General features: G+C 73.8%; 11 protein-coding genes. 1 reads left to right on the top strand and 10 read right to left on the bottom strand.

Going from position 1 to position 17,067, the window contains the following annotated elements; translation table 11 throughout:
* Nucleotides 1-9 precede the first annotated feature (9 nt).
* The 5 genes from nudC to IG84_RS0136130 form a co-directional block, all read right to left on the bottom strand.
* A complete protein-coding gene (gene nudC, locus IG84_RS0136150; protein WP_031067335.1) occupies nt 10-945 on the bottom strand; it encodes an NAD(+) diphosphatase in 936 nt (311 codons plus the stop codon).
* A 92-nt stretch (nt 946-1,037) separates the two neighbouring features.
* The gene (locus IG84_RS0136145; protein ID WP_031067331.1) at nt 1,038-2,438 is read right to left on the bottom strand and encodes a dipeptidase; all 1,401 of its coding nucleotides are present in this window, start codon (nt 2,436-2,438) and stop codon (nt 1,038-1,040) included.
* A 10-nt stretch (nt 2,439-2,448) separates the two neighbouring features.
* A complete protein-coding gene (locus IG84_RS0136140) occupies nt 2,449-5,982 on the bottom strand; it encodes an ATP-dependent helicase (RefSeq protein ID WP_078649879.1) in 3,534 nt (1,177 codons plus the stop codon).
* Between the two features lie 63 nt (nt 5,983-6,045).
* The gene (locus IG84_RS0136135; RefSeq protein WP_051862842.1) at nt 6,046-9,705 is read right to left on the bottom strand and encodes an ATP-dependent helicase; all 3,660 of its coding nucleotides are present in this window, start codon (nt 9,703-9,705) and stop codon (nt 6,046-6,048) included.
* A 275-nt stretch (nt 9,706-9,980) separates the two neighbouring features.
* Nucleotides 9,981-10,379, bottom strand: coding sequence for an MGMT family protein (locus IG84_RS0136130; protein ID WP_031067322.1), 399 nt, complete (start codon nt 10,377-10,379; stop codon nt 9,981-9,983).
* A gap of 572 nt (nt 10,380-10,951) precedes the next feature.
* Here IG84_RS0136130 and IG84_RS0136125 point away from each other — a divergent pair.
* On the top strand, nt 10,952-13,573 hold the full coding sequence (locus tag IG84_RS0136125; protein ID WP_382467320.1) for a lysylphosphatidylglycerol synthase domain-containing protein: 2,622 nt from the start codon (nt 10,952-10,954) through the stop codon (nt 13,571-13,573).
* 69 nt (nt 13,574-13,642) lie between these two features.
* Here IG84_RS0136125 and IG84_RS39190 read toward each other — a convergent pair whose 3' ends face one another.
* The 5 genes from IG84_RS39190 to IG84_RS41415 all read right to left on the bottom strand — a co-directional run bounded on the left by IG84_RS39190 (nt 13,643) and on the right by IG84_RS41415 (nt 16,990).
* Nucleotides 13,643-14,296 (bottom strand): hypothetical protein, encoded by a 654-nt coding sequence (locus IG84_RS39190; protein WP_051862841.1) that lies wholly within the window; start codon nt 14,294-14,296, stop codon nt 13,643-13,645.
* A gap of 149 nt (nt 14,297-14,445) precedes the next feature.
* Entirely contained in the window at nt 14,446-15,624 is a 1,179-nt protein-coding gene (gene moeZ, locus IG84_RS0136115) for an adenylyltransferase/sulfurtransferase MoeZ (protein ID WP_031067315.1), read from the bottom strand.
* Between the two features lie 63 nt (nt 15,625-15,687).
* Nucleotides 15,688-15,879 (bottom strand): hypothetical protein, encoded by a 192-nt coding sequence (locus tag IG84_RS0136110; RefSeq protein WP_031067312.1) that lies wholly within the window; start codon nt 15,877-15,879, stop codon nt 15,688-15,690.
* The gene (locus IG84_RS0136105; RefSeq protein WP_031067309.1) at nt 15,867-16,847 is read right to left on the bottom strand and encodes an NAD-dependent epimerase/dehydratase family protein; all 981 of its coding nucleotides are present in this window, start codon (nt 16,845-16,847) and stop codon (nt 15,867-15,869) included. The genes IG84_RS0136110 and IG84_RS0136105 overlap by 13 nt, the downstream gene beginning before the upstream one ends.
* Nucleotides 16,844-16,990: a hypothetical protein gene (locus IG84_RS41415; RefSeq protein WP_157849007.1), complete on the bottom strand. Its 147-nt coding sequence runs from the start codon at nt 16,988-16,990 to the stop codon at nt 16,844-16,846. Before IG84_RS41415 ends, IG84_RS0136105 begins: the two co-directional genes overlap by 4 nt.
* Nucleotides 16,991-17,067 lie beyond the last annotated feature (77 nt).

Here is a 17,067-nt window from a genome sequence, read left to right as displayed (position 1 = left end):
CCGCGGCCGCTACGGCTTGGGCAGCGGCTTGCCGTACCAGAGCTCGATCAGGCGGGCCGCGATGGAGATGCCGTACGGCGGCAGCACCTCGCCCGATTCGAACGCCTCGCGCAGGTCCTCACGGGAGAACCAGCGGGCCTCCTCGATCTCCTCGCCGTCCACCTCGATCTCGGGCGAGGTGGCACGGGCCATGAAGCCGAGCATCAGGCTGGAGGGGAAGGGCCAGGGCTGGCTGGCGACGTACTCGACGTCCCCGACGACCACGCCGGCCTCTTCGAAGACCTCACGCCGCACCGACTGCTCGATGGACTCGCCGGGCTCGACGAAACCGGCGAGCGTGGAGAACCGGCCTTCGGGCCAGTGCACCTGGCGGCCGAGCAGCGCGCGGTCCTCCTCGTCGGTGACGAGCATGATCACGGCCGGGTCGGTACGCGGGTAGTGCTCGGCCCCGCAGGCCGGGCAGCGGCGGATGTGGCCGGCGGCCGCGATGACCGTGCGCTCGCCGCAGCGCGAGCAGAAGCGGTGCAGCCGCTGCCAGTTCTCCAGGGCGACGGCGTGCACAAGAAGGCCGGCGTCGCGCTCGGACAGCAGCAGGCCCGCCTCCCGCAGCCCCGCGGGGCGTGCGGACTGGTCCATGCGCCCCGGCAGCGAGTCCTTCTGCAGCGCGAAGTACCGGACGCCGTCCTCGTCCTGACCGAGGTAGTAACGGTGGGTCTCGGTCATCGGCGCCTCGAAGGAGGGCGTCATGACCAGTTCCGTGCGGCCGTCCGGGGTGTCGTCCACCAGCGCCTGACCGCCGGAGACCACGAAGACGCGCGTCGTCGGGTGGCTCCACGCCGCGGCGAGCCATGCCTCGTCGAGTCGGTGATGCGCGCTGCGGTCGATGCCGCTGTCGGCGCTGAAGGTGATGGGCCGGTCTGCGTGGTGATCGATCCGGGTGGTCACGGGTGTTTCCAACTCCCCCTATGCGAGAGGTGCGGGCTGCGTACGGTTGTGGGACGGCGGCACTACGAGGGGCCGCGACGGCGGACGGCCGGTCACGCCGGCCGCCAGTTCTCCGCCAGGTCGCCCCACAGATACGCCGTGGTCTCGACGCCCTTCATGAGCAGGTCCAGCTCGACCTTCTCGTTGGGCGCGTGCCAGCCGTCGGAGGGGACGGAGATGCCGAGGAAGAGCACGGGGGCGCCGAGCGCGTCCTGAAGGTCGGCGGCGGGTCCGGAGCCGCCCTCCCGGGTGAAGCGGATCTGCTGCCCGAAGGCCCGGCCCATCGCGCGGGCGACCGACTGCAGGGCGGGGTGGTCCAGCGGGGTCAGACAGGGCCGGGTGGCGCCCCAGAAGGTGATGTCGTGCCGGATGCCGACGGGCAGCCGCTCGGCGACCCAGGTGCGCACGGCCTTCTGGACGGCGTCCGCGTCCTGGCCCGCGACCAGCCGGAACGACAGCTTCAGCTGGGCACTGGACGGCACGATGGTCTTGCCGCCGGGGCCCTGGTAGCCGCCGCCGATGCCGTTGACCTCGGCGGTGGGGCGGGCCCAGATGCGCTCCAGGACGGAGTAGCCCGCCTCCCCGAGGGCGGCGTGCGAATGGGCCGTACGCAGCCACTGGTCCTCGTCGAAGGGCAGCTCGGCGAAGAGCTCCCGCTCGCGCTCCGTGAGCTCGATCACGCCGTCGTAGAAGCCGGGGATCGCGACCCTGCGGTCCGTGTCGTGCAGCGCGGCGGCCAGCCGGGCCGCCTCGGTGGCCGGGTTCGGCACGGCGCCGCCGAAGGAACCGGAGTGGATGTCCTGGTCGGGGCCGTACAGGTCGATCTGGCAGTCGGTGAGGCCGCGCATGCCCGTGCACACCGTCGGGGTGTCCTTGGCCCACATGCCGGTGTCGGAGACGATCACCGCGTCGCACGCGAGGCGGTGCGCGTGCTTCGTGATCAGCGCGGGGAAGTTCGGCGAGCCGGACTCCTCCTCGCCCTCGATGAGCAGCTTGAGGTTGACGGCGGGGGCGGTGCGGCCGGTCGCTTCGAGGTGCGCCCGCACCCCGAGGGTGTGGAAGAACACCTGGCCCTTGTCGTCGGCGGCGCCGCGTGCGTACAGCTTGCCGTCGGTGGTGTGCGGCTCGAAGGGCTCCGTGTGCCAGCCGTCCTCACGGGCGGCGGGCTGCACATCGTGGTGGCCGTAGACCAGCACGGTCGGGGCCTGCGGGTCGCCGGACGGCCACTCGGCGAACACCGCGGGCAGGCCCTCGGTCTCCCAGACCTCGGCGGTCGGGAAGCCGGTCTCGGTGAGCTTCGCGGCGAGCCATTCGGCGCTGCGGCGTACATCGGGGGCGTGGCCGGGGTCGGCCGACACGGAGGGGATGCGCAGCCAGGCGCCGAGGTCGTCGAGGAAGGCGTCACGTCGGCTGCTGATGTACGTGCGGACAGCGCTGTCCGGGGTGCTGCTCATACCCCTGAGCCTATCGGCCCGTGTGGGTCGCACGGTCGCCGGTCTCACCTCCGTGACCGGGCACGTACGCCCGGTCACCGTCGTGCGCCTCCGCCGCGCCGTCCGGGGTCTCGCCCAGCAGGATGCGCTCCAGCTCGCGGCGGCCGGGGAGCCGGGCGGGGCGGACGACCTCGCCGCTGCGGACGTACACGAAGGCGGCGCGCACGGCGGACAGCGGGACGCCGCGCTGCTCGGCCCACCCGAGGCGGTACAGGGCCAACTGCAGCGGGTCGGCGTCCTGGCCGCGGCCGGTCTTCCAGTCGACGATCTCGTAGGTGGGGCCGGCGTAGCCGTCCGCCGCCTCCGGATCGGGGTCCTGGCGGTACACCGCGTCGATGCGGCCCCGGATGAGCCGGCCCGCGAGGGTGAGCTGGACCGGCGCCTCCACTCGGTACGGGGTGCGCTGCGCATACGGGGTGCGCGCGAACGCCTCCTTCAGTAGGGCGAGGTCCCGCTCGTCGGCGATGCCGTCCCCGTCCGGCTCGTCGTCGGCCGCGCCGGGCAGCTCCTCGGGGCCGAGCATGGGCAGCGTCAGCTCCTCGAAGCGGGACTCGACCCAGGCGTGGAAGCGGGTGCCGCGGCGCGCGGCGGGCTGCGGGGGGCGCGGCATCGGGCGGGCCAGCTCCCGCGCGAAGCCGTCCGGGTCGGCGGCCAGCCGCATCATCTGCGAGGCGCTGAGCGAGGCCGGCAGCGGCACGTCCTGGACGCGCGCCCGGGACCTGCGCAGCTCGCCCGCCAGCGCGTCGAGGTCCCGGTCCCAGGAGGCGATCGCCCGCCGCTCCTCGGGGGCGAGCGTGACCGCGGCGTCGGCCGCGTCGCCGTCCCGGGCGGCGGGGACGGTGGGGGCGGTGGGGACGGCGCCATCGGAGTACTCGGGAGAGCCCGGGTGAGCGGGGTCGGGCGCGGGTGCGGGGATCTCGGCCTCCGGGGCATCGATCCCTTCGGAGGCACCGTCGGCGGGGACGTCCGCGGCCGCTTCGAGGTGCCGCAGGCGCTCCAGTACCGCTTCCGCCACCCCTCGGCGCCGGGTCATCGCCTCCGGGTCCAGCGGGAGCGGCCACTCCCCCGTGCCGTCGTCGGCCGCCGCCACGAGGGCCGGGTTCTCCGCTTCCTCCTCGGGGGGCTCGGCCCACTCCTCGACCTCGCCGTGGCCCGCCTCGCAGTGCGCCCGCAGCGCTTCCAGGAAGGCCGACGGGCCGCGCGGCTTCTTCTGGTCGGGGCCCCACCAGTGGCCGGAGCCGAGCAGCAGGGAGCGCGGGCGGGTGAACGTGACGTACCCGAGACGCAGCTCCTCGGTGGACTGGTGGTCCTTCATCGCCTCCTTGAACGCCTTCAGGCCGCGGCTGTCCCACTGCTGCACGTCGGGCAGGGTGTCGGCGTCGCCCCGCAGGCCGTGCGGCAGCACCTTGGCCTGGCTGGTCCAGGACTCGCGGGCCCGGCTGCTGGGGAACTGCTTGTCGACCAGCCCGGGGACCGCGACCACGTCCCACTCCAGGCCCTTGGACTTGTGCGCGGTCAGGACCTTGACCGTGTTCTCGCCGCCCGGGAGGGAGCTGTCCAGGCCCTTCTCGTGCTGCACGGCCGTACGGAGGAAGCCTAGGAAGGCGAGCAGCGTGGCCTCGCCGTCCAGGGCCGCGAAGCCGGCGGCGATGTCCAGGAAGGAGCCCAGGGTCTCCCGGCGGCGGGCAGCCAGGGCGTGCGGGGAGGCGGACAGCTCGACGTCGAGCCCCGTGGTGGCCAGGACGCGGTGCAGGACGTCCATCAGGGGGTCGCCGAGGGAGCGGCGCAGGTCGCGCAGCTCGGCGGCGAGGTGGGCGAAGCGGACCCTGGCGTCGGCCGAGAAGGGCAGCCCGGCGCCCGGCCCGTCGCCCTCGGGAGCGGCACCGTCCGTCCCGAGGAACGTGTCCAGCGCGTCGGCGAGGGAGATCACCTCGGCCGGGTCGGTGCCCTCGACGGCCTCGGCGAGGCGCCGCTCGGGGTCGTCGGAGGGCCCGTCGCGGTGCACGAGCGTACGAGCGAGGCGACCGAGCAGGGCGAGGTCCCGGGGGCCGATCCGCCAGCGCGGCCCGACAAGGAGGCGGACCAGGGCGGCATTGGCGGTGGGGTCCTGCAGCACCTCACAGACGGCGACCAGATCGGCGACCTCGGGGAGGTGCAGCAGCCCGGAGAGGCCGACGACCTCCACCGGGATGTCGCGGGCGACCAGCTCGCCCTGGATGCGGGCGAAGTCGCCGGCCGTGCGGCACAGGACGGCGATCTCGCCGGGCGGCGTGCCCGTACGGACGAGGTGCGCGAGGGAGTCGGCCAGCCAGCGCATCTCGTCGGCGTGGGTGGGCAGCAGAGCGCAGCGCACGATGCCGTCGCGCTCCGCGCCCGGTGCCGGGCGCAGCGCCTCGACGCCTTCGTGGCGCTCGCGCAGCGGGGCTGCCAGGCCGTTGGCGAGATCCAGGAGGCGGCCGCCGCTGCGGCGGTTCTCGCTGAGCGCGAAGCGGCGCGCGGGGCTGCCGTCGGCGAACGGGAAGTGCCGGGGGAAGTCGTCGAGGTTGGCCACGGAGGCGCCGCGCCAGCCGTAGATGGCCTGGCAGGGGTCGCCGACGGCGGTGACGGCGTGGCCGGTGCCCCCGCCGAAGAGCCCGGAGAGCAGCAGGCGCTGGGCGACCGAGGTGTCCTGGTACTCGTCCAGGAGGACGACGGCGAACTCCTCGCGCAGCAGGCGGCCCACTTCGGCGCGGGTGGTGGCGAGCGTGGCGGACAGGGCGATCTGGTCGCCGAAGTCGAGGAGGTCGCGGCGGCGCTTCTCGCTGCGGTACGCGCCGACCAGCTCGAGCAGCTCCAGGCGGCCGCGCACCGCCTCGGGGACCTGGCGCAGCTCGGCGTTGCTGAGCTTGGCGGCGTCCAGCTCGGCGAGCAGCCGGGTGTCGTACGCGCGCAGCTCTTCGGGGGTGACGAGGTGCTCGGCGAGCTCGCCGTCGAGGGCAAGGAGGTCCTCGACGAGGGTGGGCAGCGAGGTGGTGAGCGCGGGATACGGGCCCGGCGCCGCGCGCAGCACCCGGGCGGCGAGCTGGAAGCGGGTGGCGTCGGCGAGCAGCCGGGCGCTGGGCTCGACACCGATGCGCAGCCCGTGGTCCTTCAGGAGCTGCCCGGCGAAGGCGTGGTACGTGGAGATGCGCGGCTCTCCGGGGGCGTCGTCGGCGCCGCCCTGCCCGGTCGGCACCGGATCGGGGTCGGTCACGCCGGCCGCGAGCAGGGCCGTGCGGACGCGCTCGGCCAGCTCGCCCGCCGCCTTGTTCGTGAACGTCAGGCCGAGGACCTGCTCGGGGGCGACCTGCCCCGTGCCCACCAGCCACACCACCCGGGCGGCCATGACCGTCGTCTTGCCGGAGCCGGCGCCGGCCACGATGACCTGCGGGGCGGGCGGCGCCGTGATGCAGGCCGTCTGCTCCGGGGTGAACGGGATGCCCAGCAGCTCTTTGAGCTGCTCGGGGTCGGTGATGCGTGCGGACACGTCCGAGACGGTAGCGGGCGGCACTGACAACGGAGGAAAAGAGCCGGTCAGTGGGGCGGACCGTCACTCGACGACGTGCTGTCCCTCAGGCCGGGCCGAGCAGGAGCTCTTGAACGCGCAATGGGCGCAGTGCTTACCGGTCGAGGGGACGAAGCGCTCCTCCAGGACCCGCCCGGCGGCGGTGGCCAGCAGGTCGCCCACCCAGTCACCGTCCAGCGGCTGCTGCGCCTGCACCACGGGGAGCGCGTCGCCGCCGTCCTTCTTGGGCGCGCCCTGGCGCAGGTGGACGAGCTCGGCACCGCCTGCTTCCGGGGTGCGCCCCTCGAAGACCTCGTCGACCGCGCCCTCGCGCACCGCGAGCTGGTACACGGCGAGCTGCGGGTGTCGGGCCACCTCGGGCCCGGTCGGCTTGCTCTTGCCCGTCTTGAAGTCCACGACGTACGCACGGCCGTCCGCGTCGGCCTCGACGCGGTCCATGCTGCCGCGGATGCGGACGGCGTACTCGCCCGCAGCGCCGGCCTGGAGCGTGACATCGAAGCCGTGCTCGGTGGCGACCGTGGTGCGGCCGAGCGCCTCGCGCTCCATCACGTGCCAGCGCAGGAAGCGCTCCAGGGCGGCGCGCGCGCTGTCCTTCTCCTGGCGCGACTTCCACGGCGCATCGAAGGCGAGCGCGTCCCATACGGAGTCCAGCCGCTCCATCAGGACGGCGAGGTCGGCGGGCGTGCGTCCGGAGGCGACCTCGTCGGCCAGGACGTGGACCACGTTGCCGAAGCCCTGCGCGGCGGTCGCGGGCGCGTCCGCCCTGACCTCCCGGCCCAGGAACCACTGGAGCGCACAGGCGTTCGCGAGCTGGTCGAGCGCGCTGCCCGAGAGCGTCACGGGGGTGTCGCGGTCGCGCAGCGGTACGGAGCTGTGCGTCGGCTCGTACAGGCCCCACCAGCGGTACGGGTGCGCGGCGGGCACCAGGGGGCGGCCCTCGTCGTCCCGGAGGGCGGCCAGCCTGGCGAGCCGCTCGGTGGCGGCGGCGCGCAGCGCTTCGGAGGCGTCGGGGTCGACGGTCGTGGCGCGCAGCTCGGCGACGAGCGCGGCCACCGAGAGCGGGCGGCGCGGGCGTCCGGTGACGTCCACCGGGTCGACGCCGAGCTCGCTGAGGAAGCGGGAGGGCTGGTCGCCGTCGTCGGCCGCGGCCTTCACGGCGGTGACGACCAGGCGCTCGCGGGCGCGGGTCGCCGCCACGTAGAACAGCCGGCGCTCCTCGGCGAGCAGCGCGCCCGGGGTGAGCGGTTCGGCGAGGCCGTCCCGGCCGATCCGGTCGGCCTCCAGGAGGGAGCCGCGGCGGCGCAGGTCGGGCCAGAGCCCTTCCTGTACGCCGGCGACCACCACGAGGCGCCACTCCAGGCCCTTTGCCCGGTGTGCCGTCATCAGGCGGACCGCGTCGGGCCGTACCGTGCGGCGGGTCAGCGTGTCCGCGGCGATGTCCTGGTTGTCGAGCTCCTCCAGGAAGTTCAGTGCGCCGCGGCCGCCGGTGCGCTCCTCGGCGCGGGCCGCGGTCTCGAAGAGCGCGACGACGGCGTCCAGGTCGCGGTCGGCGTTGCGGCCCGCCGCGCCGCCGCGCCGGGCCGTCCGCTCCAGCCGCCCCGGCCACGGCGTGCCGTCCCACAGCTCCCACAGCGCCTGCTCGGCGGTGCCGCCGCCGGCGAGCAGCTCGCGCGCCTTGCGCAGCAGCAGGCCGAGCCGCTGGGCGCCTCGCGCGTACGCCGGGTCGTGCGCCACGAGGCGCTCCGGCTCGTCCAGCGCCTCGGCGATGAGCACGTCCGAGGGGCGCGGCACGGTCCGCCCGGCGGCCCGCTCCTCCTCCCGGAGCGCGCGCCCGAGCCGCCGCAGGTCGGCGGCGTCCATCCCGCCGAGCGGGGACGTCAGCAGTTCCATGGCCACCTCGGGCGCGATGCGCGTGGCCTCCGCGGGCGCCGTCCCGGCTCCGTCCGGTTCCCCCTCCAGCGCCTCCACGGCCCCGTCGGGCTCCCCTGCGGCCTCCTCACCGCCCGTCGGCTCCGCCAACGGCTCCTCGCCGCTCTCCGGCGCCTCCAGCGGCTCCTCGGGCCCCTCCGGCCCGCCGGCCGGCTCCCCGTACGGCTCCTCGCGCAGCTCCCCGTCCAGTACCTCGTCGTCCCCATCCGCCCCCGGCGCGTCCGTCGCCGCCACCCGCAGGGCCAGCAGCAGCGGCGCGACCGCGGGCTCGTGGCGCAGCGGGAGGTCGTCGCCGTCGATGTCGAGGGGGACGCCGGCGGAGGTGAGCGCACGGCGTACGGACGGGATAGAACGGCCGCCGGCGCGTACGAGGACGGCCATGTCCTGCCACGGGACGCCGTCCTCCAGGTGAGCCCGGCGCAGGATGTCGGCGATGTTGTCCAGCTCGGCGCCTGCCGTGGGGTACGTGTACGCCTCGACCCGCCCGCCGTCCCGTACCGGTGTCGGCTCGCGGTGCTCCCGGACCTGGCGGGCGGGCAGCCGGTTGAGCGGCATCCGGCGGGTGAGCAGCCGGGTGGCCGCGACCAGGGCGGCCCCGGAGCGCCGGGCGGTGCGCAGCACCTGTACGGGCGCCGGTGCGCCGTCCGCGCGTCGGAAGGTCTCCGGGAATTCGAGGATGCCGTTGACGTCGGCGCCGCGGAAGGCGTAGATCGACTGGTCCGGGTCGCCGAACGCGATCAGGGTGCGGCCGCCGCGGCCCTCTTCGGGGCGCGCGGGCCCCCGGTTCCCGGCCAGCGCGTGCAACAGCCTGACCTGCGCGGCGTCGGTGTCCTGGTACTCGTCGACGAACACCGCGTCGTAGCGGCGCGCCAGCTCGGCCGCCACCTCGCGGCGCTCGGCGAGCAGCACCGCGCGGTGCACCAGCTCGGCGTAGTCCAGCACCCCCTGGGCGTCCAGGACGTCGAGGTACTCGGCGAGGAAGCCGGCCGCCGCGCCCCAGTCGGGCCGTCCCGTGCGGCGCGCGAAGTCGCCCAGCGCGTCCGGGCCGAGCCCCAGCTCCCGGCTGCGCGCGAGCACGGCCCGCACCTCGTCGGCGAAGCCGCGGGTGGTCAGGCACGCCCGCAGCTCGTCCGGCCAGCCGACCGGTGCGCGGTGCTCACGGGCCAGCTCGGCCTGGCCGGCCAGCAGCTCACGGACCACGAGGTCCTGCTCGGGGCCGGACAACAGGCGCAGCGGGTCGGCGAAGAGGTCGGCGTCCTGGTGGGCGCGGACCAGCGCGTAACAGAAGGAGTGGAAGGTGGTGGCCTGCGGGCTGCCCGCCCGGCGCACGGGCTCGTGCACCGGCGCCCTGCCGGCGCCACGCGCCGCCTCTCCTTGGCCGGACGCCTCGCCGCCTCCGAAGGCGGCGTCCCCGGCCCCCGTCTCATGGCTCAGCCGTGCCGCCATCCTGTCGCGCAGCTCCACGGCGGCCTTGCGGCTGAAGGTGAGGACGAGGATCCGCTCGGGGTCGGTGCCCTCCCGTACGCGCCGGGTGACCGCCTCGACGAGCGTCGTGGTCTTGCCCGTACCGGGCCCCGCGAGCACGAGCAGCGGGCCGTCCTCATGGTCAACCACCGCGCGCTGGCGTGCGTCCAAGGCAGGAGGGCGCACCGCGTCCGGCCGGGTGCGCACCAGGCGGTACGCGCCGGGGGCATCCCGCCGCGCCGGCTGCGGGTGCGGCCGGGCCTGCGGAATCGCCGAGGGGGAGGAACTCACGTGGATCGCCTGTGCCGGGGTCTGAGGTGCGGTTGCGGTGGTACTGGGGGCCTGGTGTGCGGATGCGGTGGAGACGGGGAGCCGGTGAATGATGCCGGACGTCCCGTCTGCGGTGATGCTGGTGAGACGAGGTAATGCTGTCGATGCGTGTGGTGTGGGAGTGCGGGATGGTTCGGGTGCTGATGTCCGCCGCGTGGGCTGCGCCCGACGCTACGCCAGGCGGCGCACGAGCCGCAGCGCGTCCCAGAACCACGCGCCGGAAGCGGTCCGCCCCCTCAGTCGTGCATGGCCCGTTCCGGCCCCTCCCGGCCGTCCCAGCGCGCCCGCCGCATGTCCAGGCGCGGCATCGTCCGGTCCCCCTGCGCGCCCTCCGTACGCCGCGCCTCACGCAGCGGCGTGCCCTCGGCGCGGTACTGCTGCAGCACGTGCCGCTCCTTGCCGGGAAGGAACACGCCGTCCGCGCGCACCACGCGCCACCACGGCACGGCGCCGCCGTACAGCGCCATCACCCGGCCCACCTGTCGCGGGCCGCCCTCGCCCAGGTACTCGGCGACGTCTCCGTACGTCATCACGCGGCCCGGCGGAATCCTCTCGGCCACCCCGAGCACCAGGTCCGCGTACTCCGGGAGCTCACCGTCAGGGGCGTCACTCCCGTGCTCTTCGGTCCCACTCATTCGCCCCATCCTGCCGCATGCCACCGACAGCGCCTGCCGTTCCCCGCCACGGCGGTGACGACGCGTGCACGGAGGGCTGCCGCGGCGTACGCTGCGCATCCCGCGCCCCCGAAATGCACCCTGATGCCCCCCTCCGCACCGGGGCCGTGCCACCATCTTCCGGGCGGTGACTGGTGATACGAGATCAAGAAGAGAAGGCCGAGCAGGCTCAGGGCGCGGCGCCTCCGGAGGAGGCGGGCGCCTCTGAGGCGTTGGCCGGATCCGACCGCCACACCGAGGATCACCGCACGACCGACGACCACCGCTCCACGGACACCGACGGCACGACCACGAGGAAGCCGGAGCAGCCGGACCAGCCGGAGAGAGAACCGGGACAGCCGCTACAACGGGGAAGGGCTTCCACCACCGACATGGCACGTACCACCGAGCAGGCCGGGCGGACCGACGCGCCCGAAGGGGCGGGCGCAGCCGGCGGCCGCACCCCGAAGGACGAGCGTCCACCACCGGGCGCGGCGCGCGACGCCGCCCCGGGGCAGGAGGCCGACAGACCCGGCACCGACCGGCCGCGTCTCATGAAGGCGCCCCGTACGGACCGCGCCGACCGCCCCGCCCCCGAAGGCGTCGGCAGCGAGTTCCACGTGGACCACATCTCCGGCGACGAGCCGCTGCTGCCCGCACGTGTGCACCGCCCCTTCGACCTGATGCGTTTCCTGCTCGGTGTGGTGGGGATCGGGATCGTCCTGGCGCTGGCGACGTTCGCGCACGGCACCACGCAGGGCCTGGAGAACGACATCGGCAAGGGCGCGGGACAGGCGCCCCAGCTACTGATCACCTTCGCCGGGCTGACCGCGAGCATCGCCGTACTGATCGTTCCGGTCGCCTTCGCGATCGAACGGCTGATCAAACGGGACGGGCTGCGGATCGCGGACGGCGTGCTCGCGGCCGTGCTGGCCCACGGGGTGTCGCTCGCGACGGACCTGTGGGTGGCCGAGGCCGCTCCGCAGTCCATCCGGGACGCGCTCACCCAGCCGCTCGCCAACGGGGCGATCACCGCACCCGTGCACAGCTACCTGGCGCCGGTCATCGCCTACATGACGGCCGTCGGCATGTCCCGTAGGCCGCGCTGGCGCGTGGCCATGTGGTGCGTGCTGCTCCTGGACGCCTTCGCGGTGCTGGTCGGCCGGTACACCACGCCGTTCGCCATCGTCACGACCGTGCTGATCGGGTACACGGTGGCCTTCGGCACGCTGTACGCGGTCGGCTCCCCGAACGTCCGGCCCACCGGCCAGAACCTCCTCGCGGGCCTGCGCCGGGTCGGCTTCCACCCGGTCAGCGCGCTGCGTGCGGAGGACACCGCGTACCCGGAGCACTCCGACCGCGGCCGCCGGTACATCGTCACGCTGGAGGACGGCCCGCCCATCGACGTCACCGTCGTGGACCGCGAGCAGCAGGCGCAGGGCTTCTTCTACCGCGTGTGGCGGCGGCTGTCGCTGCGCGGCATCAACCAGCGCCGCAGCCTGCAGTCGCTGCGCCAGGCGCTGGAGCAGGAGGCGCTCCTGGCGTACGCGGCGATCGCCGCCGGCGCGAACGCCCCAAGGCTGATCGCCACCTCCGAGCTGGGCCCGGACGCCGTGATGCTCGTGTACGAGCACGTCGGGGGCCGCACTCTGGACGCGCTCGCGGACGACGAGATCACCGACGAGCTGATGCACAACGCCTGGCAGCAGGTCGACGCGCTGCAGTCGCGGCGCATCGCGCATCGGCGGCTGGTCGGTGACGCGCTTCTGGTGGATCGTTCCGGCACTGTCGTCCTCACGGATCTGCGCGGCGGTGAGATCGCCTCCGGCGACGTGGTGCTGCGGATGGACGTCGCCCAGCTCCTGACCACGCTCGGCCTGCGCGTCGGCGCCGAGCGCAGCGTGCAGGCGGCCGTGGAGGTGCTCGGCCCGGACGCGGTGGCGGACAGCCTGCCGCTGCTGCAGCCGATCGCGCTCAGCCGGACGACCCGGGCGACCCTGCGCCACCTGGCGAGGGAACGGGCCAAGCGGGAGCGCGAGGCGGTGCTGGCGGCCTCCCAGGCCGCCAAGGCGGCCAAGGCGACGGAGGGCAAGGCCGACCGCAAGACGCTGCGGGCCGAGAAGAACGCCGAGAAGCGGGCGCTGGACGAGGCGATGGAGGAGGCCCGCGAGGAGGATCTGCTCACCCAGATCCGCCGCCAGGTGCTGCTGATCCGCCCGACCGCGCCGGTGGAGCCGGCCAAGCTGGAGCGGATCAGCCCGCGCACGCTGGTGAGCTGGATCGCGGGCGCGTTCGCCGCGTACTTCCTGCTCTCGCAGCTCACGCACGTGAAGTTCGGCCAGGTGATCGGGGAGGCGAACTGGGGCTGGGTGGCGGCCGCGATGTTCTTCTCCGCGCTGACCTACATCGCGGCGGCGCTCAGCCTGCTGGGCTTCGTACCCGAGAAGGTCGCCTTCGTACGGACGGTGATCGCGCAGATCGCGGGCAACTTCGTGAAGCTGGTCGCGCCGGCCGCGGTCGGCGGCGTGGCGCTCAACGCGCGCTTCCTGCAGCGGGCCGGCATCCGGCCCGGCCTCGCGGTGGCGAGCGTCGGCGCGTCCCAGTTGTTCGGCCTCGGCAGCCACATCCTGCTGCTGCTGACCTTCGGCTATCTGACCGGCACCGAGCGCACACCCTCGCTCTCGCCCTCCCGTACGGTCATCGCCGGCCTGCTGACGGCGGCGGTGCTGGCCCTGGTCGTCACGGCGATCCCGGCACTGCGCAAGTTTGTGGTCACACGGGTGCGGTCGCTGTTCGCCGGCGTCGTGCCGCGCATGCTGGACGTGCTGCAGCGGCCGAAGAAGCTGGTCGCGGGCATCGGCGGAATGCTGCTGCTGACGGCGGCGAACGTGATGTGCCTCGACGCCTCGATCCGCGCCTTCGGGGGCGGCGACCAGATCTCGTACGCGAGCATCGCCGTCGTCTTCCTCGCGGGCAACGCGCTGGGCTCTGCGGCTCCCACGCCGGGCGGTGTCGGCGCCGTCGAGCTGGCTCTGACCGGTCTGCTGACCGCGGCGGGGCTGGGCAGTGACACGGCCCTGTCGGCCGTGCTGCTGTTCCGGCTGATGACGTTCTGGCTGCCGGTCCTGCCGGGCTGGCTGTCGTTCACGTTCCTGACGCGCAAGGGAGCGCTGTGACACGCGGCGTACGGAGGGGACGCGGCCCGCGTCTCCTCCGTACGCCGCGCGCCGCGCGCCTCGTAGTACTCAGTCGTCCCAGAACGGCCGCGCCCGGGCCGCGGCCGCCGCGATCTCCGCGCCGTCCAGCGGCGTGAAGGTCAGCCCCACGCCCAGCAGCGGCCACTCCACCGCCAGTTCGAAGAGCTGCGGCGGGGGCAGTGGCCAGAGCCAGAGCGCGTACTCGCTGTCGATGTTCTCGCCGGAGCTGCCGCCGCCCTCCTCGTTCAGGGTCAGCACCGGCAGCTCCGGGCGCGGCCCGGGCCACTCGTCCGCGTCCTCGCGCTCGTCGACGGTGGTGACCACGCAGCCGTCCGCGAAGCGCACACCAAAGCGCAGCAGCTCGTCCGGATGCCGGCCCTGCTCGGCCGCCGCCTCCGCCGCCGCCAGCTGCCACGGATCGTCGTCGTAGCCCCACACGCCGCGGGAGACCCGCGCCCAGTCCTCGCGGCTCATGCCGGGACGGCGCCGGGCGCGCATCCGCAGCCGGATCTCCACGCCGTCCTCGTAGGCCACGGCCTGGGTCGCGACGATCGCCAGGTGGTCATTGCGGGCCAGCACCCGCTCCAGGGGCACGACGCCGCCGATGACGTCCTCGGGCGCGCTCTCCCAGGGCACCCGCGTGAACTCCGGCTCCTCGCCGGGCTCTTCGTCCCTCGGCCGGGGCGGCGGAAAGAAGTCCATACGGCAACGGTACGGCGGTGCCGTCCGGCGGCGGTACCGGTTTTACCGCACCGTCCGGGCGCACGGCGTCCGGCATGCGGAAGGCCCGTCCGCATCGCGGACGGGCCTTCCTGCAAGCGCTGTGTGCGGCGCGGACGGTCGGCAGACCGTCAGTAGACCGGCTTCTCCGGCTCGATCTGGTTGACCCAGCCGATGACGCCGCCGCCGACGTGCACCGCGTCCGAGAAGCCCGCGGACTTCAGGACCGCGAGGACCTCGGCGGAGCGGACGCCCGTCTTGCAGTGCAGGACGATCTTCTTGTCCTGCGGCAGGTCCTGGAGGGCGTTGCCCATCAGGAACTCGTTCTTCGGGATCAGCTTGGCGCCGGGGATCGAGACGATCTCGTACTCGTTCGGCTCGCGGACGTCGATGATCTCGATCTTCTCGTCGCCGTCGATCATCTCCTTGAGCTGCTTCGGAGTGATCGTCGAGCCGAGCGCCGCCTCCTGGGCCTCGTCCGACACGACGCCGCAGAAGGCTTCGTAGTCGATGAGCTCGGTGACGGTGGCGTTCGGGCCGCAGACGGCGCAGTTCGGGTCCTTGCGGACCTTGACCTGGCGGTACGTCATCTCCAGCGCGTCGTAGATCATCAGGCGGCCGACCAGCGGGTCACCGATGCCGGCGAGCAGCTTGATGGCCTCGTTGACCTGGATGGAGCCGATCGAGGCGCACAGCACACCGAGGACGCCACCCTCGGCGCAGGAGGGCACCATGCCGGGCGGCGGGGGCTCCGGGTACAGGCAGCGGTAGCAGGGGCCGTGCTCGGACCAGAACACCGACGCCTGGCCGTCGAAGCGGTAGATCGAACCCCACACGTACGGCTTGTTCAGCAGCACGCAGGCGTCGTTGACCAGGTAACGGGTGGCGAAGTTGTCCGTACCGTCGACGATCAGGTCGTACTCGGCGAAGAGCTCCATGACGTTGGAGGAGTCGAGGCGCTCTTTGTGCAGGTTGACCGTGGTGTACGGGTTGATGCCGAGGACGGTGTCCTTGGCGGACTCGGCCTTGGAGCGGCCGATGTCCGCCTGGCTGTGAATGATCTGGCGCTGCAGGTTCGACTCGTCGACCTCGTCGAACTCCACGATGCCGAGCGTGCCCACGCCCGCCGCGGCCAGGTACATCAGCGCGGGCGAGCCCAGGCCACCGGCGCCGACACACAGCACCTTGGCGTTCTTCAGCCGCTTCTGCCCGTCCATCCCGACATCCGGGATGATCAGGTGGCGGGAGTACCTGCGGACCTCATCGACGGTGAGCTCCGAAGCGGGCTCGACCAGGGGTGGCAGCGACACGGGGACTCCGTTGGTCGGTAATTCATTACGTTGGTTCTCCCCGTAACACTGCCACGCCCTTCTTCATTCCGAGACACCAGGTCCGATGCGCGAGACGGATTCGTCCCAGTAACCGGGCAGGGCCTGCCGGGCCTCCTCGGAGCCGCGGTCCCTGCCGTCCCGGCCGATCTCGGCGCAGTGTGTCCGCTCTGTGGGACAGCCGTCCAGAACGAAGCCGTCCATGCCGTACCGGGCCGTACCGGTCAGATACGACATGCGGCCTCCATCCAGATGTCCGCGAGCGACTCCTCCAGTCCGATGCGCGGGCGCCAGCCGAGCCGGTCGCGGGCGGTACGGACGTCGGCCTGCTGCCAGCTCCCGCAGCCGTCCGGGTACGGATACGCGGGCAGCCCGCCGCCGGGGTGCTCGCCGGCCGGGCCCGGGATCGCGACCCGGCCGGGCGCGTGGCCGCCCGGCGCGTACCCGGGCGGCGCGTCCAGCTCGTGCAGCGCACCGCCGAACCCGGCGACTCTGGCGAGCACGGCGGCGGCCTCACGCAGTCGTACGGCCTTGCCCGTGCCGATGTTCACCACCCCCTGGGCGGCGGACAGCGAGGCGGCGTGCACGGCGCGCGCCACGTCGCGTACGTCCACGAAGTCGCGCTGCACACCGAGCCCGCCGAGCTTCAGCTCGCCCTCGCCGGACTGGAGGGCGCGGCGCATGGCCTCGGCGAGCCGGCCCAGCGGGGACCCGGCCGGCGTACCCGGACCGACCGGCGAGAAGACCCGCAGGACCACCGCGTCCAGGCCGGAGCCCAGCACCAGCTCGGTCGCCGCGAGCTTGCTGACGCCGTACGGGCCTCCGGGGCGCGGCACGGCGTCCTCGGCGGTGGACGAGCCGGGCTGGGAGGGCCCGTACTCGGAGGCGCAGCCGAGGTGCACCAGGCGGGCGCCGCAGCCGCTGCGGCGCAGCGACTCGCAGATCGTGGCGACCGCGACGGTGTTGTGCCGGGTCAGGTCACGGGCGCCGCCACGGGTCGCGCCCGCGCAGTTGATCACGACACCCGGATGCACCGCGTCCAGGAACCGGGTCAGCGCGCCGGGGCTGCCGGAGGCCAGGTCGAAGCGGACGTCGGCGTCGTCGCCGCGGCCGAGCGCGGTGAGCTGGACGGCGGGGTCGGCGAGCAGCCGGTCGGCGACGTGCCGGCCGAGGTATCCGTTGGCACCGACGAGCAGAACCCTCATCGCGCGGCCCCCAGTTCTCGGACGGCCGGAACGACCGGCAGCACCGGAACGGCCGGAGCGGCCGCGGCCTGCTCCCGTACGGCCGGTTCACGTACGAGCGGCTCTCGTACGAGCGGTTCTCGTACGGCGTGGTGGACGGTCATGTGCGAGGGCTCCTCAGAGGCTGTCTCTTATACACATCTCCGAGCCCACGAGACTCCTGAGCATCTCGTATGCCGTC

Source organism: Streptomyces ochraceiscleroticus (assembly GCF_000720485.1).
GTDB lineage: Bacteria > Actinomycetota > Actinomycetes > Streptomycetales > Streptomycetaceae > Streptomyces > Streptomyces ochraceiscleroticus.
The sequence above is the reverse complement of the archived record's forward strand: the minus strand, read 5'-3'. Positions and strand labels throughout refer to the sequence as shown.

Coding starts and splice junctions, on each gene's coding strand:
- IG84_RS0136145 (WP_031067331.1), bottom strand. CDS start 2,438: ATGAGCAGCACCCCGGACAGCGCTGTCCGCACGTACATCAGCAGCCGA.
- IG84_RS0136130 (WP_031067322.1), bottom strand. CDS start 10,379: ATGAGTGGGACCGAAGAGCACGGGAGTGACGCCCCTGACGGTGAGCTC.
- IG84_RS0136125 (WP_382467320.1), top strand. CDS start 10,952: ATGAAGGCGCCCCGTACGGACCGCGCCGACCGCCCCGCCCCCGAAGGC.
- IG84_RS39190 (WP_051862841.1), bottom strand. CDS start 14,296: ATGGACTTCTTTCCGCCGCCCCGGCCGAGGGACGAAGAGCCCGGCGAG.
- IG84_RS0136110 (WP_031067312.1), bottom strand. CDS start 15,879: ATGTCGTATCTGACCGGTACGGCCCGGTACGGCATGGACGGCTTCGTT.
- IG84_RS0136105 (WP_031067309.1), bottom strand. CDS start 16,847: ATGAGGGTTCTGCTCGTCGGTGCCAACGGATACCTCGGCCGGCACGTC.
- IG84_RS41415 (WP_157849007.1), bottom strand. CDS start 16,990: ATGACCGTCCACCACGCCGTACGAGAACCGCTCGTACGAGAGCCGCTC.